This is a genomic window from Chthonobacter rhizosphaerae (assembly GCF_013839525.1).
Lineage (GTDB): Bacteria > Pseudomonadota > Alphaproteobacteria > Rhizobiales > Pleomorphomonadaceae > Chthonobacter > Chthonobacter rhizosphaerae.
The window spans coordinates 21424-46357 of sequence record NZ_JACDIS010000010.1 but is presented as its reverse complement, the minus strand read 5'-3'; the positions used below and the strand labels follow the sequence as shown (position 1 = coordinate 46357).

The following is a 24934-nucleotide window of genomic DNA, read 5'->3' as shown; positions in this document are numbered from 1 at the left end:
AGTTCTCGTTCCCGCTGCGGTCTAGGCCCGCTCCGCGCCCGACGCAAGCCGCGTCGGGCCGGACGGCTCATATGTCGGTCGAATGTGTCCGTAGCGACACGTATGGCGCGTCCCGCATTGCTCCGCCCGCTCAGTCCGGCAGGGCGGCGCGGAGCTCCCTCAACCAGGCGTCCGCCGTGGAGTCGGACGGGGCGCGCCAGTCGCCGCGGGGGCTCAGGCTGCCGCCGGCCGACACCTTCGGGCCGTTCGGGATCGCCGACCGCTTGAACTGGCTGATGGTGAAGAAGCGGAACAGGAAGCTTTCCAGCCAGCGCCGGATGGTCGGCAGGTCGTAGGCGTTCTTCGCCTCGTCCGGAAACTCGAACGGCCACAGGCCCTCGGACCGGTCCTTCCACGCGTGCCAGGCCAGGAAGGCCACCTTGGACGGCGGCTGCCCGTAGCGCAGGATGTGGAACAGGAAGAAGTCGTGCAGCTCGTAGGGCCCGATCTTCGACTGGGTGCTCTGGATCTTTCCCTCCGCGTCCGCCGGCACCAGTTCCGGCGAGATCTCGGTGGAGAGGATGCGCGTCAGCGTGTCCGACGTGGCCTCGTCGAACTGGCCCGTGCGCACGCACCAGCGGATCAGGTACTGGATCAGCGTCTTCGGCACGCCGGTGTTGACCGCGTAGTGGCTCATCTGGTCGCCGACCCCATAGGTGCACCAGCCGAGCGCCATCTCCGACAGATCGCCCGTGCCGACCACGAAACCGCGCCGCTGGTTGGCGAGGCGGAACAGGTAGTCGGTGCGAAGCCCCGCCTGCACGTTCTCGAACGTCACGTCGTAGACCGGCTCCCCGGCCGCGAACGGATGGCCCATGTCGCCCAGCATCTGGCGCGCGGCCGGGCGGATGTCGATCTCGGCCGCCTCCACGCCGAGCGCCCGCATCAGCGCCCAGGCGTTCGCCTTCGTCTCGTCGCCGGTGGCGAAGCCCGGCATGGTGAAGCCCAGGATGGTGGACCGCGGCAGCCCCAGATGGTCGCACGCCTTGGCGGCCACGATGAGCGCGTGGGTGGAGTCGAGCCCGCCCGAGACGCCGATCACCATGTGGTCGCCCGAGGTGGACTGGAACCGCCGTGCGAGCGCCGAGACCTGGATGTTGAATGCCTCGTAGCAGTCGAGGTCCAGGTGCTCCCGGCTGTTCGGCACGTAGGGGAACCGCCGCACCGGCCGGCGCAGGCCCACGTCCGCCATGTGCGGCTCGTGGGCGAAGCGGACCCGCCGGAAGCGCGTCTCCGGGTGGCCGGCGCCGGCGGCGGCGTCGTTGAAGGTCGGCGTGCGCATGCGCTCCAGGCGGATGCGCTGGGTGTCCACGTCCGCGATGGCGAGTTGCGGCTCGCGGGCGAAGCGCTCCGACTGGGCGAGCATGTCGCCGAGTTCGTAGATCATCCCCTGGCCGTCCCAGGCGAGGTCGGTGGAGCTTTCCCCCGGGCCGGCCGCCGAATAGGCGTAGGCCGCCACCGCCCGCATGGACTGCGACGCCGACAGGAGCGCCCGGTCGAGCGCCTTGCCGACCGTGATGTTGGAGGCGGAGAGATTGCAGAGGATCAGCGCGCCCGCGAGCGCGCCGAGGGTGGAGGGCGGCGTCGGCGCCCAATAGTCCTCGCAGATCTCCACGTGGAAGATGAAATCCTTGAGGTCGCTCGCCTCGAACACGAGGTCCGAACCGAACGGCACGCGCGCGCCGAGAAGGTCGATCTGAAGCCCGGCGAGGCCCGCCCCGGAGGCGAACCAGCGCTTCTCGTAGTATTCGCGGTAGTTCGGCAGGAAGACCTTCGGCACGACGCCGAGCACCCGGCCGCGCGCCACCACCACCGCGCAGTTGTAGACCCGTCCTTCCCGGCGGAGCGGCGCCCCGAGGAGGAGCACCGTCGAAAGCCTGCGGCTCGCCTCCACCACCTGCGCCAGCGCCGCCTCGACGTCGGACAGGATGGCGTCCTGCAGGTGCAGGTCGTCCTGCGCGTAGGAACTGATCCCGAGCTCGGGAAAGACGGCGAGATCCACCGCCTCGGCGTCCGCCCGCCGGGCGAGCTCGATGGTCGCCGACGCGTTGCGGGCGGGATCGGCGGTGTGGACGTGAGGCGTCGCGGCCGCCAGCCGGACGAGGCCGTGCCGGTGGATGGAATGGAAGGGGTGCGCGACGGTCGTCTCCGGCGCCGGGCTGGTCGTCTCGCTCACCGCAGCATGTCTCCCATCATCTTGAGCGCCGTCCTCAGGCAGCCGAGGCGGACCTCGCCGCGGCCGACGTCGCCGAAATGCTCCTCCCGGTGCACCGTCTCCCGCCCCCGTCGGGCGCAGGCGAAGTGCACGAGGCCCGGTTCCCCGTCGCGTCCCGCCGAGCCGGCGTAGCCGGTCGTCGAGATGGCGATGTCCGCGCTCGAACGGGCGAGCGCTCCCTCGGCCATGGCCACCGCCACCGACCTGGACACGACCCCCTCCGCCTCGATCATCTCCGCCGGCACGCCGAGGAGCGCGGTCTTGGCCTCTTCCGTATACACCACGAATCCCACCAAGAAGGCATGGGAACAGCCCTCCACGTCGGTGAGCAGCGACGCGATCAGCCCGCCGGTGCAGCTTTCCGCGGTCGCGAGGGTCAACGCCTGTTCGCAGGCGGTCTGCAGCACCCGCCGGGTGTCGCGCTCGACGTCGTCAGGGAGAACGCTGGACAGGGTTTCGGTCACGGGCTTGGTCCTCCGGTGGAGACGGCAACACTCTCCGAACGCGCGTGGCCATGGAGTGTTCGCCTGTCGCGCCGGAGAGACGCGTGAGATCCGATGCACCCGGCGCGCTGCGCCTCGACCGGGCAGGCGCTGCCTGAGATCTCGGCATGGTTACCGGAACGGATGTGTGAGCGGCCGAAACAGACGCCGGTCGTCCGGCGTCCCGCGGCCGTCATCCGCGCCGCTCCGGGCCGAACAGCCTGCCATCCGCCGGTCATGGCAAGGTTTCTGCATTCCATGCGCCGTCCATGCACACCTCCACCAAAGGGCGGGGCAATGAAGTCGAAGATCGTATCGCCGACCGGTAGCGAACAGACCGCAGCGGCCGCAAAGGATTTCACCCGGCGTCAGCTCCTCCAGACCACGGCTGCGTTCGGCGCCGTGGCGGCGGCCGGGCCGTGGATCGTCCGCGACGCCTTCTCGTCGTCCGGCGAGATCAACCTCCTGGTCTGGAGCGACGAGCTCCCCGATCCGGTGATCCCTGAGTTCACCAAGAAGACCGGCATCAAGGTCAACACCACCCCGTTCTCCCAGAACGAGGAGCAGATCAACAAGCTGCAGGCGACCGGCGGCGATGGCTTCGACCTCTGCCAGCCCACCCGCGATCGGGCGCCGCAGTTCCAGGAACTCGGCATCCTGGCCCCCTTCGACACCAATCGGATCAGCATGGACGCCCTGCTGCCGGCCATGCTGGAGGGCTCCACCAGCGTGTGGACCTGGGATGGCGGCCTCTATCACGTGCCGCACTGCTGGGGCTCGGAAGCCATCTCCTGGCGGACCGACCTCACCACGCTCGACTACGCGACGCTCTCCTACGGGTCGCTCTGGAGCGAGGAGTACAAGGGCAAGATGCAGGGGCGGCCGCACTCGCTCCTCCTCGGCATCGGGCTCTGGATGGACGCCACCGGCAAGCTGCCGTCCAACCGCATGCTCGACGCGTTCAAGGACGAGGAGTCGTTCAAGAGGATCTACGACGTGATCCTGCCCTTCGCGATCGAGAAGAAGAGCTGGGTCAAGCAGTTCTGGGACAGCGCCGACAACACCAAGTCCGGCTTCATGGAAAACGGCGTCGTCATCGGCCAGACGTGGGATGGCCCGCCGCTCAGCCTCAAGAAGGAAGGCAAGCCCGTCTCCTACATGGCGCCCCAGGAAGGCGCGATCGCCTGGATCGACGGGTGGGCGATGACGGCCGCCGCCAAGAACGTGGACCAGATCTACGAATGGCTGAAGCACGTCCACACGCCGGAGATCTCCGCCGCCGTCGCCGACGGCTCGGGCTACAACCCGGTCGTGAAGGGCTCCGACGCGCTTCTCTCCGACGTCGCCAAGAAGAACTTCCAGGAGGCCTATCCGGGCGACGCCCTGTCGAAGCTCTGGAACCGGCCGCCGGAGCCGTCCTGGTACGCCGACCTGCGCACCCAGTACGCGGAGAAGTTCAAGGCCGCCTGATCGGCGTGCGCCGAGCATCCGCCGATCTGCCGGCCCGTCATCGCGCGGGCCGGCGCCGCCAGTCCCGCATTCCTGTCCCCCGGAGCATCATGGCCGCCGCGGTCGATCTGTCCCACGTCACCATCCGGTTCGGCGACTTCACGGCCGTGGACGACGCCACCCTCTCCATCGAGCCGGGCGAGTTCTTCAGCTTCCTCGGCCCGTCCGGCTGCGGCAAGACCACCCTCCTGCGCACCATTTCCGGCTTCATCGAACCGACAGAGGGCGTCGTGCGCATCGGCGGAGAGGACATGAAGGGCAGGGGCCCGAACGCCCGCCCGACGGCGCTCATCTTCCAGAACCTCGCGCTCTTTCCGATGATGTCGGTGGCCGACAACATCACCTACGGGCTTCGCGTCCGGGGCGTGTCCCGGGCGGAGCGCCGGAAGACCGCCGAACGGCTGCTCGACCTGATCGCGCTTCCCGGCAGCGCCGACAAGCGGATCGACGAACTCTCGGGCGGCCAGAAGCAGCGTGTCGCGATCGCGCGGGCGCTCGCGGTCGAGCCGAAGGTTCTGCTTCTCGACGAGCCGCTGTCGGCTCTCGATCTCAAGCTCCGCCAGCACATGCGCAACGAACTCCGCGCCATCCAGCGGCGGGTCGGCATCACCTTCATCTACATCACCCACGACCAGGGCGAGGCGCTGACCATGTCGGACCGCGTCGCGGTCATGAACCGTGGGGTGATCGAGCAGATCGCGGACGGCCGCACCCTCTACACGGCGCCCCGCACGGCGTTTGTGGCCTCCTTCGTGGGCGAGAACAACGGCTTCCCGGGCCGGGTCTCGGCCGTCGATGGCGAGATCGCCGCGGTGGAGACCGCGGTCGGCGTCCTCAGGGGCCGGAACCTGCGCAAGCTGCGAGTCGGTTCCGACGCGGTGCTCTACGTCCGGCCGGAGGCGCTCGTCATCGGCCGCGGTTCCGAGCTCTTCGCCGGCGTCGCCCAGACCGCCGCATTCGAGGGCACGCTCACCCATGTGACGTTCGCGACCCGCGGCGACCGGCCGGTGACGCTCACCGCGGCCGGGCGGGCGGCGGAAGCGATACCGTCCGAGGGCGAGGAGGTCGTGCTCGGCTTCGACCCCGCATCGGCCCTCGTGGTGCCGGCGGAAGGCGGCGCCCATGCATAGTTCCGTCGGCAAGGTCCTCATCTTCGCCCTGCCGGTGGTGGTGATCGCCTGGTTCTGGGCCACCGCCCTGATGGAGCGGCGGCGGCTCGGATCGCTCGCCCCGCTCGGCTTCGTCCAGCGCAACGGCGTCGCCGTCGCGACCTATCTGGTGCTGGCGGTCGCCCTCTGGGCCGTGGTGATGATCGTGCTGCCGCAGCTCTTCATGGTGGACCTGTCGTTCCGGCCGAAGCTGCCGCCGCCGCAGGTCGGCGGCGAGAAGGACGTCTACACGCTCGCGAACTACCGCTACTTCCTGTTCGGCTCCGCGACCGACACGTCGTCCTGGAACACCACCCACCTGCAGGCTTTCGGCCTCACCATCGTGGCGTCGGTGCTGATCACCGCCTTCAACTTCGCGCTCTGCTACCCGCTCGCCTTCCACATGGCGAAGGCGGCGCCCGCCGCGCGGGTGCGGCTGCTCATGCTGCTCCTGATCGCGCCCTACTGGGTCAACGAGATCCTTCGCGCCTTCGCGTTCCGCATCCTCCTCGGCTCCGGCGGCGTGCTCAACCAGGCGCTCCTCGGCCTCGGGCTGATCGCCGAGCCGATCGACTTTCTCGGCCTCGACGTCGGGCTCTACGCCGGTCTTTCCTACGCCTACCTGCTCCTGATGATCTTCCCGCTCTACAACGCCATCGAAAGCTTGGACACGAACCAGATCGAGGCGGCGCGCGACCTCGGCGCACCCTGGTGGCACATCCACCTCTTCGTCGTCATGCCGCACGCCAAGCCCGGCATCGCCAGCGGCTGCACCCTGGTGTTCATGCTGACGGCCGGCGCGCTCGCCGCGCCGCTGGTCCTCAGCGGACCGCGGACCCTGTGGTTCACGCCCATCGTCTACGACCGCTTCTATCAGGCGTTCAATTGGCCCCAGGGCGCCGCCTACGCCTTCATCCTGCTGATCGCCTGCATCGTCTTCGTGCTCACCGTCATGCGGCTCGGCCGGCTCACCCTCGGGGAGATCACCCGATGAGCGCCGGCGCCGTCGGCCGGGCGATCCTCGGCCTCTACATCGCGATCTTCTTCGTCTACCTGTTCGCCCCTCTGGCGATCATGGGCATCACCGCCTTCAACAGCTCCACCTATCCGGCGGTGGTGCCGTTCGAGGGCTTCACGTTGAACTGGTTCGCCGCCCTCCTGACCGACGGCGAGATGCTGACCGGCCTCCGGACCAGCCTCTGGATCGGCCTCCTGGTCGTCCTGGTCTCGGTGCCGACCGGCCTTGCCGGCGCGCTGGTGATGACGCAGATCCACGCCCGCGCCCGCTCGCTCTACTACCTGGTGGTGGTCTCGCCGGTGCTGACGCCGGGGGTGATCATCGGCATCTCCACCGTGGTCTTCTGGCGCGACGTCACCACCATCACCGGCCTCAAGGGTCTCTACGACGGGATCCTGATGACCGTCCTGGCGCAGTCGAGCTTCATCTCCGCCTACTGCATGCTGATCTTTCTCGCCCGCCTGCAGCGGTTCGACCGCGCGCTGGAGGAGGCGGCGCTCGACCTCGGCGCCACGCACACCCAGGTGTTCCGCGACGTCCTGCTGCCGTTCCTGATGCCGGCGGTGGTGTCGGCGGCGGCGATCGCCTTCCTGTCGTCGTTCGAGAACTACAACACGACCACGTTCGCCATCCTGGCCGACAAGACGCTGACCACCGTGCTCGCCGGCCGTGTCCGCCAGGGCACGACCCCGGCGCTCAGCGCGCTCGCCGTGCTGATCGTGGCGGTCACAGTGGCGGGCGCCGTTCTCTACGAGATCCTGAAGCGCCGCGAGGACGCGCGCGCCAGGGTTCGCCGCAAGGCCGCCCAGGCGGCGGACGACGCCGGCCTGGTCCCCGTCGCGACATGACCCCTCGCTTGAACCTCCCCATTTTCAGCCCGCCGGAGATACCGCCATGCTCGCCAATTCCCATGATCTGATGGACCGTGAGAGCCTCATCCACCAGCAGACCAACCTCGCCGACCACCGGGAGCACGGCGGGACGCTGATGGCGCGCGGGGAGGGGATCTGGGTCTACGACGAGACCGGCAAGAAGTATCTGGAGGCGATGGCGGGCCTCTGGTGCGCGTCGCTGGGCTTCTCGGAGAAGCGTCTCGCGGACGTCGCCTACAAGCAACTCCTGGAGCTTCCCTACTATCACACCTTCTTCGGCAAGGGGAACGTGACCGCCGTGGAGCTGGCGGCGAAGCTTCTGTCCATCGCGCCGGTGCCGATGTCGAAGGTGCTCTTCCAGTGTTCGGGCTCGGAGGCGAACGACACCGCCATCAAGCTCGTCTGGTACTATCACAACGCGATTGGCAAGCCGCAGAAGAAGAAGATCATCGGCCGGGTGCGCGGCTACCACGGCAACACCATCGCGGCGGTCTCCGCGTCCGGCCAGCCGCACATGCACACGGACTTCGACGCCCCGCTGTCGCTCTTCAAGCACACGGACAACCCGCACTACTACCGCTTCCACGAGGAGGGCGAGAGCGAGGAGGCGTTCGCCACCCGCATGGCCGACAACCTGGAGAAGCTGATCCTCGCCGAGGGGCCGGAGACCATCGGGGCCTTCTTCGCCGAGCCGGTCCAGGGCGGCGGCGGCGCGCTGACGCCGCCGGCCACCTACTTCGAGAAGGTCCAGGCGATCCTGGAGAAGTACGAGATCCTGTTCCTCGCCGACGAGGTGATCTGCGGCTTCGGCCGCACCGGCGAGATGTGGGGCACCACCACCTACGGGCTGAAGCCGGACATGCTGTCCTGCGCCAAGGCCCTGTCGGCCTCCTACCAGCCGATCTCGGCGCTGATGATTTCCGAGAAGATCGACCGGGCGCTCGTCGCCCAGTCGGCCAAGCTCGGCACCTTCGGCCACGGCTACACCTACGGCGGCCACCCGGTCGCCTGCGCCGTCGCCTTGGAAACATTGAAGATCTACGAGGAGCGGGACATCGTCGGCCATGTGAAGCGGGTGTCGAAGCCCTTCCTCGACGGCCTGATGGCGCTGAAGGACCACCCCCTCGTCGGGGATGTCCGCGGCATCGGCCTCATCGCCGGGGTCGAGCTGATGGCGGACAAGTCCACCCGGACGCCGTTCGCGCCGGAGCAGAAGGTGGCGATCCGGGTGCAGGACGCCTGCGCCGAGCATGGGCTGATCGTGCGCGCCATCACCGACCGCATCGCCTTCACGCCGCCGCTGATCATCACCGAGGCGGAGGTCGAGGAGATGCTCGCCCGCTTCAGGAAGGGCCTGGACGACGTCTGGGCGAGCCTCCAGTCCTGAAGGCGGGTATAACGTCTCCCCGACGATGGCCGGCCGTCCTCACGGATGGTCGGCGGTCCTCGCCTGTTCCCGACCGGGCCGCCCGACCCGGTCCCGCGCCCATCCAGGATCGATCCCATGGACTATGTTCGCTTCGGCCAGACCGGCCTCAAGGTTTCGCGCATCTGCCTCGGCTGCATGAGCTACGGCGATCCCACCCGCGGCAACCACTCCTGGGTCCTTTCGGAAGAGGAAGGCAAGCCATTCTACCGCCGGGCGGTGGAGGCGGGGATCACTTTCTTCGACACCGCGAACGTCTACTCCATCGGGGCCAGCGAGGAGATACTCGGCAGGGCCTTGAAGGATCTCGTCAAACGGGACGAGGTGGTGATCGCCACCAAGGTGCACGGCCGGATGCGGGACGAGCCGAACGGCGGCGGGCTTTCGCGCAAGCACATCATGGGGGAGATCGACGCCAGCCTGAAGCGGCTCGGCACCGACTATGTGGACCTCTACCAGATCCACCGCTGGGACCCGGAGACCCCTGTCGAGGAGACGCTCGAGGCCCTGCACGACATCGTAAAGGCCGGAAAAGCAAGGTATATCGGCGCTTCCTCCATGGCCGCCTGGCAGTTCATGAAGGCGCTCGGGATCCAGCGGCAGAACGGGTGGGCGCGGTTCGTTTCCATGCAGAACCACGTAAACCTCCTCTACCGGGAGGAGGAGCGGGAGATGCTGCCGCTTTGCCGCTCGGAGGGGATCGCCGTGATCCCGTGGTCGCCGCTCGCCCGCGGTCGGCTGACCCGGCCCTATTCGGCGGAGCCGATGACGGAGCGGGCCGGCACCGACAAGGTGGACAAGATGCTCTACGAGAAGACCGAGGCGGCGGACCGCGCGGTCATCGAGGCGGTCGGGAAAGTGGCGGAATCCCGCGGACTTGGCCGCGCCCAGGTGGCGCTCGCCTGGCTTCTGGCGAAACCCGGCGTGACCGCGCCGATCATCGGGGCGACGAAGATGTCCCACCTGGACGACGCCCTCTCGGCGCTCGGGGTGACGCTGTCGGCGGAGGACATCGCGGCCCTGGAGGCGCCCTACGTCCCCCATCCGGTGGCGGGCTGGTCCTGACGGGCTGGCTAACCGCGACCGAGCGGGTGTAGTGTTCCGCCCGACGGGGGCGCGCGCGGCGACATCGCCGACGTCGCCCACATCCCGATCCGAAGGCCGCGTTTCCGCGGCCCGGCGGTCCGGCTTGTGGGCGACATCGGGCCACATCGCGGGTTGATGGCCACTTTGACGTGGGACCATGTCGGGGACCATGTGGAGCGGCCTTCGAACCCGCGGCGTCGGGCTCCTTTCGTCGTCAGTCCCATCGTCGACGCCCGGATCGGCCCCCGCCCGTCGACCATGGGCAGCCGGAGGCAGCCATGGATATCCACCCCGCCGGAACGCGACCGACCAGGGTCGCGCCCACCGCCTGGTTCACCGGACAGGTCTGGCAGGACCCCATCGTGGACGCGCCGGAGCCCGCCCGCGTCCACGCGGTGTCGGTCACCTTCGCGCCGGGCGCCCGGACCCACTGGCACACCCACCCGCTCGGCCAGACCCTTCTGGTGACCACCGGCCATGGCCTCGTCCAGGTCTGGGGAGAGGCCATCCGGTCCATCCGGGCCGGGGACACGGTGTGGATCGCGCCCGGGGAGAAGCACTGGCACGGCGCCGCGCCGGACACCGCCATGACTCATATCGCCATCCACGAGGCGGTGAACGGGTCCTATGCGGACTGGCTGGAAGCGGTGACGGACGCCCAGTACGGGGCGGTTCGCGCCGGCGCCTGACCGGACCCGGACCATATCGGACGGCTTCCTCGAACGGTGCTCAAGGTCCTGGAGCGCCGGCGGGTGGAGCATTCTCCGATCATGTCGCATGACCTGATCGCCGAGAGAATGCTTCAGCTTGTTGAATCTGGAGCGATGTCTCGTCGACCTGACGAGTCCGTCAGGATCTGAAAGCGCTCCGGTCGCGCATTTTCAGCCGGCCGTATCTATCCCGCCTCATTGCAGACTGTTCGGTGATTGTGTCGGCAAACCGGTGTGAAGCGCCGTCATTCTCTTCGATCAGTTTCCGTCTCGTTCCGATCCGGCGCAGAAATCTGAAGAATAAACGTCGACGGCTCAGCTCAAGGTCGCGACGAAACGGTGAAAGTTCCTCGGAACGATCTGGTAGAGCCCCCGGTTATACATGGCGATGCGGGTGTCGGATCACGCCGACGCCGCTCCGGTGCCTGAATGCGCCAGTGGCGCATTCAACTGCCGGACGCGGGACCGCGGCTACTCTGCGGCGGTCTGTCCGGATTCACCGGCCCGACCGATCCGACACGCGAGACGCGGACGCCGCATCGGGACACGACAAAGAACACGGAGACACGGGATGAAGCGTCAGTCAGTTCTCCTCGCAGGCATCGCCTTCCTGACACTCGGCGTCGGTTCGGCCGCGGCCGACTGTGCCCAGGAGCTTGCTCAGTTCACCTCCAACAACAGCCAGGCGACCGGCAGCATTTCCAAGGACGGCAAACTGGCGCCGCTCCAGACCCCGGACGACGCGTCCGGCAATCAGGGCGGCCAGGCCGCCTCGACCGGCGCCGCGTCGGGCTCCGGCTCGGCGAGCGCCTCCGGCGGGTCCGAGGATCTGGCGCAGACCGGCGACGCCGGCCAGGTGTCGAAGGACGGCAGCACCATGCCGCTCGCCGGTGCCGAAGGCGGCGGTGACCGCGAGCGCGCCGTTTCCGGCCAGGACGCCCAGGCCCAGCAGCAGGGCGACACCACGGCGGCCGCGAGCGCCCAGGGCGAAGGCTCGGCCAGCGGCTCCACCGCCACCGGCACCATGGCGGCGGCCGGCACCTCCGGCTCCGCGGAAGGCACCACCACCCAGCCCGGCATGTCCGACGCCAGCGGCGGCGGCAATGCCCAGATGGCCGCCCTGCAGCGCGCCCGCGACGCGCACGCCCGCGGCGACGAATCCGCCTGCATGGAAGCCCTTCAGGAAGCCCGCTCGGCCCAGTGAGGCCGAGCGGCGACGAGCATCCCGGCCCGGTTCCTCCCTGCCGCGGCCGCCCCTCGGATGCCCCTCGCGAGGCCCGCCGGCTCCCCAGCCGGCGGGCCTTCGCGCGTTCGGGGGGTGGGGGAGAGACGCGGGTGGTGCGGAGGGAGGGGAAGGCGTGGGTGGTGCGCCTACGCGCACCATGACGGGGAACGGGGGTGAGGGGGGGAGGGGAATGCGTGGGTGGTGCGCCTGCGCGCACCATGACGGGGAAAGGGGGTGAGGGGGTGAGGGGGTGAGGGGGCGAGCGTGTGAGGCATGAGGCATGAGGCATGAGGCATGAGGCATGAGACATGAGACATGAGGGGTGCGCCCCCTCCACCTTTGCCGTCATCCCGGCGAAAGCCGGGATCCAACCGTCGGTGACCTCAACCGCTCCGGCGCGGGTGATCCCGCAGTCGGTTGGGCCCCGGCGTTCGCCGGGGTGACGCGTTGGGGATAACGGGGAGGGCGAATGACGGGCGTCTAGCTGCCCCCCCAGCCTCCGCCTACTCCACCTCGGCCGCCCCTTCCACCTCGGCCGCCCCTTCCACCTTTGCCGTCATCCCGGCGAAAGCCGGGATCCAACCGTCGGTGACCTCAACCGCCACGGCGCGGGTGATTCCGCAGTCGGTTGGGCCCCGGCTTTCGCCGGGGTGACGGGTTGGGGATGCCGGGGAGGGTGAATGACGGGCGTCTAGCTGCCCCCCAGCCTCCGCCTACTCCACCTCCGCCGCCCCCTCCACCTTCGCCACTCAATCGACCTTCGCCGCACACTCCACCTTTGCCACCCAATCCACCTTCGCCACTCAATCCACCTTCGCCACTCAATCGACCTTCGCCACCCAATCGACCTTCGCCACCCAATCGACCTTCGCCACTCAATCGACCTTCGCCGCCCCCTCCACCTTTGCCGTCATCCCGGCGAAAGCCGGGATCCAGCCGTCGGTGATCTCAACCGCCACGGCGCGGGTGATCCCGCAGTCGGTTGGGCCCCGGCTTTCGCCGGGGTGACGCGTTGGGGATACCGGGGAGGGTGAATGACGGGTGTTCGCTTGCCAATCCCGCCTTCGGCTTGCTCGATCGACCGCCGGCGGCTTTGACGTCCGACCTGGTCGTCGCCGGGAGCGGAGGCGGGCGGGGTCTTCCCTATTCGCCCATGGTCTCGACCGAGGCGGTGCCGAGGGCGTCGCCGCCTTCCTCGAAGGCGGTGGTCACCTCGACGACGCGGTCGGGGTAGAAGCCGTTGAAGTGGGTGCGGAGCGCCAGGGAGTAAGCGCCGATGTGGCCGATCTCGATCCAGTCGCCGGTGTCGACGGTCTCCGGCAGCCAGAAGGGGCGGGACAGGATGTCGACGCTGTCGCAGGTGGCGCCGCAGACCTTGAAGGGGACGAGCGTGTTCGGATCGCCGGTGCGGCGGCGGCGCGCCGGGTCGGGAATGTGGCGGGCGGGGAGGGTGAGCTTGCCGGTCCAGCTGTCGGAGAGCGACGCCCAGATGCCGTCGTTGATGTAGAGGCGGCGGCCCTTCTTCAGGAGCACGCGCACGACCAGGGACAGGCAGTGGGCGACCACCACGCGGCCGGGCTCGGCGACGAGCGGCACGTCGGAAAAGCCCCAGTCGTCGATGTCGGAGCGGATCTGCTCCATGAGCGCCGGCAGGGTCGGCATGCCGTTGTCGCGCTTGCGCGGGTCCTGGCCGTAGACGGCCGGGAAGCCGCCGCCGATGTCGAGGCCGGCGAGCGGCACGCCGGCGCGGGACCGGACCCAGGAGGCGGAGGCGAGGGCGCGCTCGTAGGTGTCCGGATCCTCGATCTGGCTGCCCACGTGGAAACAGAGGCCGCAGCGGAAGCCGAGGTTGTGGATGCGCTCCAGGAGTTCCACCGCGTGGCCGGGCGCGGCGCCGAACTTCTTGGACAGTTCGTAGGCCGCATGGCCCTTGGTGGCGATCCGCACGAAGAGGGTGATCTCCGTGGGGTCGAGGTCGAGGGCGCGCACGATCCTGAGGATCTTCGCCACCTCGTCCTCGTGGTCCACGGCGAGGACCCGGATCCGGTATCTCTCGAACGCGAGGCGGATGTCCGACTGGGCCTTGACCGGGTGCATGTAGAGCATCTCGGCATTCGGCGCGACCGCCTTCACGGCGGCGAACTCGGCCGGGGACGCCACGTCGAAACAGTCGTAGCCGAGATCCGCGAGGGTCTGGAGCACGAAGGGTTCGCCGTTGGTCTTCACCGCGTAGGCCGTCTTGCCCGGAAACATGTCCCGGAAGGCGCGCGCGTCGGCCTCCAGGACACCCCTGTGGAAGCAGTAGACCGGATGGTCCGGCCGCTCGGCGAGAGCCATGTCGCGCGCGCTCGGGAAGACGTCCATGCTCACCTCGTCTCTCTCCTCGTTCGTCCGTGTTGGACCTCAGGGAGATGACGATCCGGTGACAGGACCGGTTCCTTGCGGCCGTTTCAGCGCGCCACCACGGCGCGACGGGGAATTTCCACACGGAAGGTGGCGCCTTCGCCCTCGCTGCCCCGGGCGTCGATGGTCCAGCCGTGCCGCTCGCAGACCTTGGCGCAGATGGCGAGGCCGATGCCGCTGCCCGGATAGCGCTTCTCGGTGTGGAGGCGCCGGAACGGCTCGAAGATGAGGACGGCGTGCTCGGGGGCGAAGCCGATGCCGTTGTCCTCCACCTCCAGGACAGCCGGGCCGGAGGGGGTCGGCCGGCCGAGCCGGAGGGTGAGGGCGGGCGGGCGGTCCGGATGGGCGTACTTGAGGGCGTTGACGACGAGGTTCTCGACCAGCTGGCGGACCTGGGTCGGATCGGCCCGGACGACCAGCGGGTCCATTCGGTCCGCCACGGCGACGGTTGCGTCCGGCCGTGCGCTGAGGACCTCGGCGACGGTCTCCCGCACCAGATGGTCGAGGGGCACGGACTGGGGCTCGATCGGCTTGTGGGCGAGGCGCGACCAGGCGAGGAGGTCCTTGATGAGGCGGCTCGCCCGGCGGGCGGACTCGCGGATGACCTCGGCCGCGTAGGTGACGTCCGCCGCGTTGCCGGTGGCGAGGCCCTCGCCGAGGATGTCCGCGAAGGTGCCGATCTTGCGCAGCGGCTCCTGCAGGTCGTGGGACGCGATGAAGGTGAACTGGTTGAGGCCCTCGTTGGCGCGGGCGAGCGCCTGCTCCTTCTCGATCAGTTCGGTGACGTCCGTGGCGAGCACGAGGAGGCGCGGCTCGGCGGTGGCCGGATCCGGGAAGGGGATGCGGTCGGCGCGCATCCAGCGGACCTGGCCGTCGGCGTCCTCCCAGCGCTCCAGGTGGCCGAGGCGGGAAACGCCTTCGGCCAGGGTCTCCATGTCGAGCGCGACGCTCTCGGCCGGGGCTTCCAGGGCGCGGGCCGCGGCGTTGGCCATCAGGGCGCGACCGTCCGGCGCGCGGGTGAGCACGTGGGCGGGCACGTTCTCCAGCACCACCTGGAGCTCCGCCCGGCGGCGGTTGAGCGCGGCCATCTGGTCGTGCCGCTCGAACACGAAGGCCATCCACTGGGCGAGGAGGCGCTGCAGGGTGATCTCGTTCGGCCGGAACGGGCGGGTGCGGGGCGACAGGCCGCAGAACATGACCGTGCCGTAGATGGCGCCCGCCACCTCGATCCGCTGGCCGATGAAACTCTTGATGGGGCGCTCGGCGCCGGCGATCGGGGACGGGATGGCGCGGCCGGACAGGTCCTCGATGGCGACCGGCTCGTTGTGGTCGTGGGTCATGGCGCCGAGCGTCTCCTCGGCGGGGATGCGCGAGAAGGGCAGGCGGACCTCTCCGTCGCGGGCCTGGACGTGCTCCACCTCGAACACGCCGTCGATGAACCGGCCGATGCCGGCGACGTCCATGTCGAAGAAGTCGAGGCCGATGGCGAGGAGCGCCGTGACGGTGTCGGCGAGGGAGGCGGAGCGGCTGTTGGCGGTGGAGACCATGCGCTCCAGGGCCGCCTGGTAGCGCCGCTCGTCGGCGACGTCGTGGCCCTGGGGATCGGCGGGGCGGGATGGCGGGGCGGGAGGACGGGTCATCGGGCGGGTCCGGGCCGAGGAAGGGCGGGCGGAAGAAGGGCGGGCGGCGGGAGCGGCATGGGGTCGCCGAGGGGGCGGGGACGGGCGGTCCGCGGCGGTGCGGACTTGCACGACTGCCCGGCAGCGGTTTTCATGCGCGGCTCCTCAGGTCCCACCTCCGGCGAGGCTTCGCGATGCTGTCCGTGCTCGATCTCCTGCGTGACCTCGATTCCGGCCGCCTGACGATCCAGGGGATCTTCGACCGTGTCGAAGAGGCGATCGACCGGCGCGAGAAGACCGTGAAGGCCTTCGCGCATCTCGACCTCGCCAGCGCGCACAAGCGCTCCAGCAACGCGGTCGGGGGAGCGTTGGCCGGACTGCCGTTCGGCGTCAAGGACATCATCGACACGGCCGAGATGCCGACCGAGTACGGCTCGCCCATCTGGGCGGACTGGCGGCCGCGGGCGGACGCGCCGGTGGTGACGCTGGCGAAGCGGGCGGGCGCCGTGGTGCTGGGCAAGACGCGGACGACCGAGCTCGCCCACATGCACCCGACGGTGACCACGAACCCGCACGACCCGGCGCGCACGCCGGGCGGATCGTCGTCCGGGTCGGCGGCGGCGGTGGCGGCCGGGATGGTGCCGTTCGCGTTCGGGACGCAGACGGCGGGTTCGACCATCCGGCCGGCGGCCTTCTGCGGCATCGCCGGCGTGAAGCCGTCGTTCCGGCTGCTGCCGACGGTGGGCGTGAAGACCTTCTCTTGGCACCTGGACACGGTGGGCCTGTTCGCGCCCCACGTGGCGGACTGCGCCTTCGTGCTGTCGGCGATCACCGGCCGGGCGCTGCGGGTCGACACCAAAAACTTCGGCGCGCCGCGGATCGGCTTCGTGCGCACGCACCGATGGGACGAGGCGGAGCCGGAGATGCGCCGGGCTCTGGAGAGCGTCGCCCGGCGGGCGACGGCGCGCGGCGCGACGGTGGTGGACGTGACGCTGCCGAGCCTCTTCGCCGAGGCGGCCGACGCCCACCGGATCATCAACGATTTCGAGGGGGCGGAATCGCTCGCCTGGGAGTACGACACCCACGGGGCGGCGCTCTCGCCGGAGCTGCGGGCGGTGCTCGACCACGGCCGGCACCTGGACCCGACCGCCTATGACGCGGCCCGCTCCACCGCCCACGCGGCCCGGCGCAAGTTCGCCGACGCGTTCGAGGACGTGGACGTGCTTTTGACGCCTTCCGCGCCGGGCGCGGCCCCGGAGGGGCTGGGCTCCACCGGCAACCCGAAGTTCAACGCGCTGTGGACGCTGCTCGGGGTTCCTTGCGTCAACGTGCCGGGGTTGGTGGACGGATCGGGCCTGCCGCTCGGGGTGCAGATCGTCGCGCCGTTCGGCAAGGACCGCACCGCGCTCGCCGCGGCGGACTGGCTGGAGCGGGCGCTGGCGCGCGGGTGACGTGGAGCCGGTGCGGGCTGAGGACGAGGGCGGGCGGGGCTTTGAAACGGCCGCGGCCTCTGCTACATTTACGGAGTGGAACGGGCAGCGCGAACCGCCCGCTCCTTTGATCAACTACGCAAGTGAATGCGGACCGTTATGCTCCAGCGGCCCGCAAATCTCGCAAGTGTGATCTCCAACTTCCATCGCATTTGCGACATCGGTCAGACTCCTGCTCGAAGCCGCTCCCCGTCGCCGGGGGGCGGCGGTCGGCGAGGCCTTCGCCTTGGCCGGGGTGGCCCGTCCTCCCCGGTCGCGCCGCTGGTTCGGCGCGCCTGCTTCCGCCCGAGCGGAACGAAGCTCGAACATGAGCTGTTTCTTGTAAAATATACGAATCAGCATTCTCGGCCGTGGCGCGACGGGGGCGCGCCGCGCCGCCGTGTCGCGTGGTTCGGAGTCGGCTAACGTCTAAAGTGCCCGGGCTTCGCATCTGCGGTATGCGTGGGCTTGGCAAGAAACGGCGTCGACCAATCGACAGGCGAGGGAAGCGGAATGAAGGACGTGCTCGAGGAACTCGATCGGCGCCGGAACGCGGCGCGCATGGGCGGCGGCGAGCGCCGGATCGAGGCGCAGCATGCCAAGGGCAAGCTGACCGCGCGCGAGCGCATCTCCATTCTTCTCGACGAGGGCTCCTTCGAGGAGTTCGACATGTTCGTCGAGCACCGCTGCGCCGACTTCGGCATGGCCGAGCAGAAGATCTCCGGCGACGGCGTCGTGACCGGCTGGGGCACGGTGAACGGCCGCGTGGTGTTCGTGTTCGCCAAGGACTTCACCGTGTTCGGCGGCTCGCTGTCCGAGGCGCACGCCGAGAAGATGGTGAAGATCCAGGACATGGCGCTGAAGAACCGCGCCCCGATCATCGGCCTGTTCGACGCCGGCGGCGCCCGCATCCAGGAGGGCGTGGCGGCGCTCGCGGGGTATGGCGCGGTGTTCGAGCGCAACGTGCGCGCCTCCGGCGTGATCCCGCAGATCTCGCTGATCATGGGCCCGTGCGCGGGCGGCGACGTCTATTCGCCGGCCATGACGGACTTCATCTTCATGGTGCGCGACACGTCCTACATGTACGTGACCGGCCCGGACGTGGTGAAGACCGTCACCAACGAGACCGTGACCCACGAGCAGCTGGGCGGCGCGTCCATCCACACCACCAAGTCGTCGATCGCGGACGGCGCGTTCGAGAACGACATCGAGGCGCTGGTGGAGATGCGCCGGCTGATCGACCTCCTGCCGTCGAACAACCAGGCGGACCTGCCCGAGATCGAGTGCCACCACGACGCCGAGGCGATCGACAAGTCGCTCGACACGCTGATCCCGGACAACGCCAACAAGCCCTACGACATGAAGGAGCTGATCCTGAAGACGCTCGACGAGGGCGAGTTCTTCGAGATCCAGGGCTCCCACGCCCGGAACATCATCACGGGCTTCGGCCGCATGGAGGGGCGCACCGTGGGCGTGGTGGCGAACCAGCCGATGGTGCTCGCCGGCGTGCTCGACAGCGACGCGAGCCGCAAGGCGGCGCGCTTCGTGCGGTTCTGCGACTGCTTCAACATCCCGATCGTGACCTTCGTGGACGTGCCGGGCTTCCTGCCGGGCACCGCGCAGGAATACGGCGGCCTGATCAAGCACGGCGCCAAGCTGCTGTTCGCCTACACCCAGGCGACCGTCCCCAAGGTGACGGTGATTACCCGCAAGGCCTACGGCGGCGCCTACGACGTGATGGCGTCCAAGCACATCGGCGGCGACATCAACTACGCCTGGCCGACGGCCGAGATCGCCGTGATGGGCGCCAAGGGCGCGGCCGAGATCCTGTACCGGTCGGACCTCTCCGACCCGGAGAAGATCGCGGCCCGCATCAAGGAATACGAGACCCGCTTCGCCAACCCGTTCGTGGCCGCCGAGCGCGGCTACATCGACGAGGTGATCTTCCCGCACTCCACCCGCCGCCGCGTGGCGCGGGCGCTCCGGCTGCTGCGCAACAAGCACATGGAGCAGCCGTGGAAGAAGCACGACAACATCCCGCTGTGAGGGGGTGGGTGGTCGATAGGATCGCCCCGGAAGGCCGGGATGGTCCGCCTCCGGGCCTGATGGTCAGGTGAGGCGGGCCGCCGTTGCGGCGGCGGGCGCGGCAGGTGGACCGGGATGCGTGGATGGTCTGCGTGAAGCAGACCATGACGGTGGAGGGGTGGGCAGAGCGGCCTGCTCTTCGGGCGCTCCGTTGCGACGGCCGCTGGGGCGTTCGTCTCGACCACGTGAGGGGATGAGGCCCCCCGCATGCCGTCATCCGGGTGAAGCCGGGATCCAGCGGGCAGGTCGGCTGGGCCGAGGGTGCGGGTGGTCCCGCCGTCGGTTGGGCCCCGGCGTGCGCCGGGGTGACGGGTTGGGGAGGCGGTGGCGCGTTCACGTGCCGGCCGTGCGGGTGTCGCGTGTCGGCGGGCGCGGTCAACTTGGTGGGTCGACTCGGTCGGGCGGTGGGGTAGGCTCGTCGGATCATCGTCCATCCAAGGAGTCGCCCGATGTCGCTGCCCATTCACCACATGATCGCATCCGGCCCGCGCCCCGTGGCGCCGTTCTCCCATGCGGTGGAGGCGGACGGGTGGGTGTTCCTGACCGGGCAGATGCCCACGTGGCCGGACGAGCCGGAGCGGCCGCTGCCGGAGGGCGTAGAGGCGCAGACGGCGCGGGTGATGGAGAACCTGAAGCTCGTGCTCGCGGGGCTTGGGCTCGGGCTGGAGAACGTCACCTTCGTGCGGATCTACCTGACGCACTTCGAGCGGGATTTCGCGGCGATGAATGCCACCTACAAGGCGTTCTTCGAGGAAGGAAAACTGCCCGGGCGGACCACGATCGGGGTCACGGCGCTCGCGGTCGGGGCGCTCGTGGAGATCGACATGATCGCGCGGCGGCCGTGAGTGCCGGTCGACCATCTGGAACGGCGGATCAGGACGCGTCGAGGCTCGGCATGGGTGGCTGGTCCGCCCGCGCGGACCATGACGGTTGGAGGTGCGGCGGGCCGTGGGAGCGCGCGGCCCGGTGCGTGGGAGGCCGCCTTCTCGGACCATGGCGCGCCGAGGTCCGGAGCTTGGTTCACCGGCGGAGGCTGGTGGGCGGTCAGAACGTCATCGAGATGGTGGTGCCGTCGGCGAAGACGAGGGTGGGGGAGGAGCCCTGGTAGTCCTTGTAGGTGATGGTCTCGGTCTTGCCGGAGAAGGAGAGGACGAGGTCGTCGCCTTCCACCTTGACGGCGAGGGATCTGGCGCTGAGGCCTTCGCCGAACCGGATGGTGGAGGCGACGGAGCCGCGGACGGTGTCGCTGCCCTGGCCGGGGCCGAAGAGGACGGTGCTCCCGTCGCCGGTCAGCGTGATGGCGTCGTCGCCGAGGCCGCCGGAGACGGTGGAGTTCGCCCCCACGGTGATCGTGTCGTTGCCGTCCTGGCCCCAGACCTCGGCCTCCTCGCCGTCGACGGTGACCACGTCGTCGCCGGCGCCGGCCTCGATCCAGCTCATGGAGCCGGCCGCGATGGTGTCGTTGCCGTCGCCGCCGTAGAGCTCGCTCTGGCTGCTGGCGGAGAGGGTGTCGTCGCCCGCTCCGCCGACGAGGATGGAGCCCGAACCGGCGGCGAGCACGTCGTCGCCATCCTCGCCGTCGATGACGGCCCCCTCGCCCGCATCGGCGACGTCGTTGCCGCCGCCGAGGAAGAGCTCGGAATTAGCGCCGACGGTGACGCTGTCGGCACCGGCGCCGGTCCAGGTTCGGGCGTTGGACAGGGTCTCGTACTTCTGATTCCTCGACGACGCGGAGCCGAAGACGATGACATTGTCGACCGGCACGCTCACATAGGAGTCGAAGCCGTCCTCGGTGAGCTCCTGCAATTCGGCGATCTTGTCGGACTGGTCGGAGCCGGCGCGGGCGAACATCTGCATGAGCGAGAGCGCCTTGTGGACGCCGAAGAGCATGCGGGCCTGATCGGAAACGGCGACGGTGTCGGTGGGGCCGGCGGCCGACTTCAGCCCGGAGTAGACGCTCCGGGCGCTGAAGAGATCGTCGGGCGAACCCGCGACGAAGAAATTCGCCAGGAGAGACGTGGATCCGATGCTGGACATCGCCGTTGCCTGGGGAGGTCCCCCCTTGTGGACGGGGCGGTCGACGCGCCCCATTCTGATAGGGCAAGGATCGACGACAGTCGTTAATCCCGGCTTAGCGGACTGGACCGCTTCGAGCAATTCGGCTGGAGTTCGGCCATGACCAAGACGGATCCGACCACAGGGCATAGCCCCGCCTCCCTGAAGGAGCCGTTCGCCAAGGGCGACGTCGCCCGGCCGGACGCCGGGACGTCCGACGTCGCCCGGTCGGACCCGGCGGCGATCTCGGCCTTCCTGGATGCCGCCGCCAAGGCGCCGGCGACGGACGCGCGGGCGAGGATCGTGTTCGCCCTCGACGCCACCATGAGCCGACAGCCGACCTGGGACCGGGCGGCGCACTGGCAGGCGGAGATGTTCGAGGAGGCGGGCCGGATCGGCGGGCTGGACGTGCAACTCGTCTATTTCCGCGGCTTCGGCGAATGCCGGGCCAGCAAGTTCGTGCGCGACGCCCGCACCCTGCACGCGCTGATGGGCAAGATCGACTGCCGGGGCGGCCACACCCAGATCGGCAAGGTGCTGAGCCACGCGATCGCCGAGGCGAAGATCGCCAAGGTGGACGCCCTCGTCTATGTGGGCGACGCCATGGAGGAGCGGGCGGACGACCTGGCGGCCGCCGCTGGGACGCTGTCGCTCTACGGCACCAAGGCCTTCCTGTTCCAGGAGGGGCGCGACCCGGCGGCCTCGGCGGCGTTCGCCGACATCGCCCGGCTGACCAAGGGGGCGCACGTGCGGTTCGACGCCAACGCGGCGGAGACCCTGCGCGGGCTTCTGAGGGCGGTGGCGGCCTATGCGACGGGCGGGCTGACGGCCCTCGAGGACCTCGCCGCCCGCGACGGGTCCGCGCGGGCGCTCATCACGGCGTTGAAATCTTGACGAAGGACGCTCGACGGATGTCGGGCGCGTGCTAGAAATGATCGGGGAGGACGCAGGACGGACCGGAGCGAACAAGGCCCGCCGTCAAGCGCAAGTCGGCATGAACCCAATACTGGTCGGACTGATCGTTCTGGTGGTCGCTGCGGTCGGGTTGCGCTGGTTCGTCAACGCGAACCCGTCGTCGCTCGTCTCCAGCGGGCGGAAGGCGCTGATCGCCCTCGGCGTGATGCTGGCCCTGGCGCTGCTCGTCACCGGGCGGGTCGGCCTGGCGGTGGCGATCGGCTTCGGGCTTCTCGCCCTCAGCGGCAGCGGCTTCCTGAAACCGTCCGGCAAGCGGGCGCGGGGCAAGTCGCAGCGTCCCCGGTCATCCATGGTGCGCTCGGCGGCGCTGGAGATGGAACTCGACCACGACACCGGCAAGATGACCGGCCGCGTGCTGGCCGGGACGTTCGAAGGCCGCGACCTGGACAGCCTGGGCCTCTCCTCGCTCGGCCGCCTCGCCGCGGAGATCGCCGGCGACGCGGAGAGCCGGGCGCTTCTAGAGGCTTATCTCGACCGCCGAATGCCCCGTTGGCGTGAGCACATGAAGGCTGACGCTGCAGCGGGGGAGCGTGGACCGGCGTACGCGGGCGCCATGAGCGAAGAGGAAGCGTACCAGATCCTTGGGCTTCAGAAGGGGGCAGGGGAGCCCGAGATCCGGGCTGCCCACCGCCGCCTGATGAAGAAGGTTCATCCCGACCACGGCGGCTCCACCTTCCTGGCGGCGCGGATCAACGAAGCCAAGGACCGTCTTCTCTCCAAACATCGCTAGCTCCCGAACGCGAAACAGATGAACTCGCGGGATTGGTTGTCGGCTGGGCGGCTCCGGCGCGACCGGGGCCTCGTTGGTCGATGCGGGCGCCGGCAGGGGTGACCCCGCGCCGGGCGGTTGCGGCACCCCGGCCTCGTCGGCCGGAGCACCGCGGGTGGGCGGGCGCTCAGAGCCGGAGGGCGAAGCACCCGAAGTCGTTCTTCTTGAGGGCCGCGCAGGCGCGCTGCGCCTCCTTCTCGTTCGCGAAGCCGGCGAACCGGGCCCGCACATAGGTCTGGCCGCCCTTGGCGAAGGTCTCCGTCACCGGATCGGCCTTGGCGAGGGCCGAGCCAGCCTTCGACCGCGCCTTGGCGAGGAGGGCGTCGGCGGCGGACTTGTCCGCCACGGCGCCGATCTGGATGTGCCAGCCGGTGGCCGACGAGGCCGGAGCGGCGGCGGGCGCCTCCGCCGCGCGGGCGGGCTTGGCGGCTTTCGATGCGGCGGGCGCCTTGGCGGCGGGCACGGACGCGACCGTGGCCGGGTCGATGGACGCGACCGCCATGGGGGCGATGCCGGTCTTGCGCTCGATCATCTGGCCGAGGAGATCCTGGCTGGCGCCTTCGTCCTCGCCGGTGTCGGTGGAGCCCTGCTCCAGCCCGGCCACGTCGGCGAAGGCCTCGGCGGCGGAGGACGGCAGGGTGGCGTTGGCCATGGTGAGCACGCGCGACGGCCGGGCGACGGCGGCTTCGGCCGGGTCGACCGCCGCGGCGATCGCCATGCCGGGCCGGGCGAGCGGCGTCGGATGGCTGCCGATGCCGGCGCTGACGACGGGCGCCGGATGGGGCGCGGAGGCGGCGACGCGGGGCGCCGACCGGACGGCGGCGATGAGATCGTCGTCATAGCCGCGGCCGCGGGAGGCCTGCGGCAGGTAGGTGTTGATCAGCTGAACCATGTGGGCGTCGCGCGACCGGGCGGTCCGGCCGCCCATCACCACGGCGACGATCTTGCGGCCGTCGCGCTTCACCGAGCTGACGAGGTTGAAGCCGGACGCGTTGATGTAGCCGGTCTTGATGCCGTCCACGCCGTCGACCCGGCCGAGCAGGTTGTTGTGGTTGCCGTAGACGCGGCCGCGGAACGCGAAGGAGCGCGTCTTGAAGAACTCGTAATAGCGCGGGAAGCGCACCTGGAGGGCGACGCCGAGGCGCATCATGTCGCGCGCGGTGGTGTACTGGCCGGGGTCCGGCAGGCCGCTGGCGTTGCGGAAGCGCGACGACGACATGCCGATGGCCCGGGCGGTGCGGGTCATGCGGTCGGCGAAGGCCGGCACGGAGCCGGACACGTTCTCGCCGATGACGGCGGCGGCGTCGTTGGCGGACTTGGTGACGAGGGCCCTGATGGCGTCCTCGACGCGGATCTCGTCGCCGGCCCGCAGGCCGAGCTTGGACGGCGCCTGCTGGGACGCGTTCTTGGACACCCGGAAGGCGGAATTGAGCTTGAAGCGACCGCGCTCCAGGTCCTCAAACAGGACGTAGAGGGTCATCATCTTGGTGAGCGACGCCGGGTAGCGGCGCTCGTCGGCCTTGGCGTCGTAGAGGACCTTGCCGGTCGCCGTGTCCACCACGATGGCGGCGTATTTCGGATTGGCTTCGCTGATCTTGGGGGCGGCCGCCAGGAGGCCGGCCGCGAGCACCGATGCGAACACTCCGCGGACCGCGGCGCGTGCGCGCGGTCCCAACTCCATACACATTCCAAACACTGCTCGTCCCCGCGCTCTAACGAGTTTGACCGTGCCGCCGGGCTCGCACACGCCGACGGCATCCCGCTTCCGTCCCCCGCGGATGCGGACCGAACATTCCGAAAAGTTGACCGAACGCAGTTACGAAACCGTA

At 69.6% G+C, this 24934-nt stretch carries 19 protein-coding genes; 13 read left to right on the top strand and 6 right to left on the bottom strand.

Annotated elements, in window-relative coordinates; all coding sequences use genetic code 11:
- Positions 1 to 130 precede the first annotated feature (130 nt).
- Complete coding sequence (locus tag HND91_RS16965) at positions 131 to 2215, bottom strand: NAD(+) synthase (RefSeq protein WP_181707791.1); 2085 nt, start codon at positions 2213 to 2215, stop codon at positions 131 to 133.
- Positions 2212 to 2718 carry a nicotinamide-nucleotide amidohydrolase family protein gene (locus HND91_RS16960; RefSeq protein ID WP_181707790.1) on the bottom strand — a complete coding sequence of 169 codons (507 nt, stop codon included), beginning with the start codon at positions 2716 to 2718 and terminating at the stop codon, positions 2212 to 2214. The genes HND91_RS16965 and HND91_RS16960 overlap by 4 nt, the downstream gene beginning before the upstream one ends.
- Before the next feature lie 315 nt (positions 2719 to 3033).
- Here HND91_RS16960 and HND91_RS16955 point away from each other — a divergent pair, with 315 nt between their 5' ends.
- The 8 genes from HND91_RS16955 (at position 3034) to HND91_RS16920 (ending at position 11709) form a co-directional block, all read left to right on the top strand.
- Positions 3034 to 4206: an extracellular solute-binding protein gene (locus HND91_RS16955; RefSeq protein WP_246329540.1), complete on the top strand. Its 1173-nt coding sequence runs from the start codon at positions 3034 to 3036 to the stop codon at positions 4204 to 4206.
- Positions 4207 to 4295: 89 nt separating this feature from the next.
- A complete protein-coding gene (locus tag HND91_RS16950) occupies positions 4296 to 5375 on the top strand; it encodes an ABC transporter ATP-binding protein (protein ID WP_181707788.1) in 1080 nt (359 codons plus the stop codon).
- The gene (locus HND91_RS16945) at positions 5368 to 6387 is read left to right on the top strand and encodes an ABC transporter permease (RefSeq protein ID WP_181707787.1); all 1020 of its coding nucleotides are present in this window, start codon (positions 5368 to 5370) and stop codon (positions 6385 to 6387) included. Before HND91_RS16950 ends, HND91_RS16945 begins: the two co-directional genes overlap by 8 nt.
- Complete coding sequence (locus HND91_RS16940) at positions 6384 to 7259, top strand: ABC transporter permease (protein WP_181707786.1); 876 nt, start codon at positions 6384 to 6386, stop codon at positions 7257 to 7259. The genes HND91_RS16945 and HND91_RS16940 overlap by 4 nt, the downstream gene beginning before the upstream one ends.
- Before the next feature lie 46 nt (positions 7260 to 7305).
- A complete protein-coding gene (locus HND91_RS16935) occupies positions 7306 to 8670 on the top strand; it encodes an aminotransferase (protein WP_181707785.1) in 1365 nt (454 codons plus the stop codon).
- 117 nt (positions 8671 to 8787) lie between these two features.
- Positions 8788 to 9774, top strand: coding sequence for an aldo/keto reductase (locus HND91_RS16930; protein ID WP_181707784.1), 987 nt, complete (start codon positions 8788 to 8790; stop codon positions 9772 to 9774).
- A 299-nt stretch (positions 9775 to 10073) separates the two neighbouring features.
- Positions 10074 to 10484, top strand: coding sequence for a (R)-mandelonitrile lyase (locus HND91_RS16925; RefSeq protein ID WP_181707783.1), 411 nt, complete (start codon positions 10074 to 10076; stop codon positions 10482 to 10484).
- A 592-nt stretch (positions 10485 to 11076) separates the two neighbouring features.
- Complete coding sequence (locus HND91_RS16920; protein WP_181707782.1) at positions 11077 to 11709, top strand: hypothetical protein; 633 nt, start codon at positions 11077 to 11079, stop codon at positions 11707 to 11709.
- Between the two features lie 1164 nt (positions 11710 to 12873).
- On the opposite strand, the gene HND91_RS16915 is transcribed toward HND91_RS16920, so the two are convergent.
- Both HND91_RS16915 and HND91_RS16910 read right to left on the bottom strand, forming a co-directional pair.
- The gene (locus HND91_RS16915) at positions 12874 to 14094 is read right to left on the bottom strand and encodes an alanine racemase (RefSeq protein ID WP_181707891.1); all 1221 of its coding nucleotides are present in this window, start codon (positions 14092 to 14094) and stop codon (positions 12874 to 12876) included.
- Positions 14095 to 14180: 86 nt separating this feature from the next.
- Complete coding sequence (locus HND91_RS16910) at positions 14181 to 15773, bottom strand: sensor histidine kinase (protein ID WP_181707781.1); 1593 nt, start codon at positions 15771 to 15773, stop codon at positions 14181 to 14183.
- Positions 15774 to 15946: 173 nt separating this feature from the next.
- Here HND91_RS16910 and HND91_RS16905 point away from each other — a divergent pair, with 173 nt between their 5' ends.
- The 3 genes from HND91_RS16905 (at position 15947) to HND91_RS16895 (ending at position 20151) form a co-directional block, all read left to right on the top strand.
- On the top strand, positions 15947 to 17203 hold the full coding sequence (locus HND91_RS16905; RefSeq protein ID WP_181707780.1) for an amidase: 1257 nt from the start codon (positions 15947 to 15949) through the stop codon (positions 17201 to 17203).
- A gap of 531 nt (positions 17204 to 17734) precedes the next feature.
- Positions 17735 to 19267, top strand: a complete 1533-nt coding sequence (locus HND91_RS16900; protein WP_181707779.1) for an acyl-CoA carboxylase subunit beta — start codon at positions 17735 to 17737, stop codon at positions 19265 to 19267.
- A 509-nt stretch (positions 19268 to 19776) separates the two neighbouring features.
- Entirely contained in the window at positions 19777 to 20151 is a 375-nt protein-coding gene (locus HND91_RS16895) for a RidA family protein (protein WP_181707890.1), read from the top strand.
- A 199-nt stretch (positions 20152 to 20350) separates the two neighbouring features.
- Here the strand turns inward: HND91_RS16895 and HND91_RS16890 are convergent, their stop codons facing one another.
- A complete protein-coding gene (locus HND91_RS16890; protein WP_181707778.1) occupies positions 20351 to 21343 on the bottom strand; it encodes a calcium-binding protein in 993 nt (330 codons plus the stop codon).
- A 138-nt stretch (positions 21344 to 21481) separates the two neighbouring features.
- Between HND91_RS16890 and HND91_RS16885 the strand changes: the two genes are divergently transcribed.
- Positions 21482 to 22255: a VWA domain-containing protein gene (locus HND91_RS16885; protein WP_181707777.1), complete on the top strand. Its 774-nt coding sequence runs from the start codon at positions 21482 to 21484 to the stop codon at positions 22253 to 22255.
- 37 nt (positions 22256 to 22292) lie between these two features.
- Positions 22293 to 23066 carry a DnaJ domain-containing protein gene (locus HND91_RS16880; protein WP_343057386.1) on the top strand — a complete coding sequence of 258 codons (774 nt, stop codon included), beginning with the start codon at positions 22293 to 22295 and terminating at the stop codon, positions 23064 to 23066.
- A gap of 166 nt (positions 23067 to 23232) precedes the next feature.
- Here HND91_RS16880 and HND91_RS16875 read toward each other — a convergent pair whose 3' ends face one another.
- The gene (locus HND91_RS16875; protein ID WP_343057375.1) at positions 23233 to 24747 is read right to left on the bottom strand and encodes an SPOR domain-containing protein; all 1515 of its coding nucleotides are present in this window, start codon (positions 24745 to 24747) and stop codon (positions 23233 to 23235) included.
- Positions 24748 to 24934: the final 187 nt, after the last annotated feature.

Coding starts and splice junctions, on each gene's coding strand:
- HND91_RS16955 (WP_246329540.1), top strand. CDS start 3,034: ATGAAGTCGAAGATCGTATCGCCGACCGGTAGCGAACAGACCGCAGCG.
- HND91_RS16950 (WP_181707788.1), top strand. CDS start 4,296: ATGGCCGCCGCGGTCGATCTGTCCCACGTCACCATCCGGTTCGGCGAC.
- HND91_RS16945 (WP_181707787.1), top strand. CDS start 5,368: ATGCATAGTTCCGTCGGCAAGGTCCTCATCTTCGCCCTGCCGGTGGTG.
- HND91_RS16940 (WP_181707786.1), top strand. CDS start 6,384: ATGAGCGCCGGCGCCGTCGGCCGGGCGATCCTCGGCCTCTACATCGCG.
- HND91_RS16935 (WP_181707785.1), top strand. CDS start 7,306: ATGCTCGCCAATTCCCATGATCTGATGGACCGTGAGAGCCTCATCCAC.
- HND91_RS16930 (WP_181707784.1), top strand. CDS start 8,788: ATGGACTATGTTCGCTTCGGCCAGACCGGCCTCAAGGTTTCGCGCATC.
- HND91_RS16925 (WP_181707783.1), top strand. CDS start 10,074: ATGGATATCCACCCCGCCGGAACGCGACCGACCAGGGTCGCGCCCACC.
- HND91_RS16920 (WP_181707782.1), top strand. CDS start 11,077: ATGAAGCGTCAGTCAGTTCTCCTCGCAGGCATCGCCTTCCTGACACTC.
- HND91_RS16915 (WP_181707891.1), bottom strand. CDS start 14,094: ATGGACGTCTTCCCGAGCGCGCGCGACATGGCTCTCGCCGAGCGGCCG.
- HND91_RS16910 (WP_181707781.1), bottom strand. CDS start 15,773: ATGACCCGTCCTCCCGCCCCGCCATCCCGCCCCGCCGATCCCCAGGGC.
- HND91_RS16905 (WP_181707780.1), top strand. CDS start 15,947: ATGCTGTCCGTGCTCGATCTCCTGCGTGACCTCGATTCCGGCCGCCTG.
- HND91_RS16900 (WP_181707779.1), top strand. CDS start 17,735: ATGAAGGACGTGCTCGAGGAACTCGATCGGCGCCGGAACGCGGCGCGC.
- HND91_RS16895 (WP_181707890.1), top strand. CDS start 19,777: ATGATCGCATCCGGCCCGCGCCCCGTGGCGCCGTTCTCCCATGCGGTG.
- HND91_RS16890 (WP_181707778.1), bottom strand. CDS start 21,343: ATGTCCAGCATCGGATCCACGTCTCTCCTGGCGAATTTCTTCGTCGCG.
- HND91_RS16885 (WP_181707777.1), top strand. CDS start 21,482: ATGACCAAGACGGATCCGACCACAGGGCATAGCCCCGCCTCCCTGAAG.
- HND91_RS16880 (WP_343057386.1), top strand. CDS start 22,293: ATGATCGGGGAGGACGCAGGACGGACCGGAGCGAACAAGGCCCGCCGT.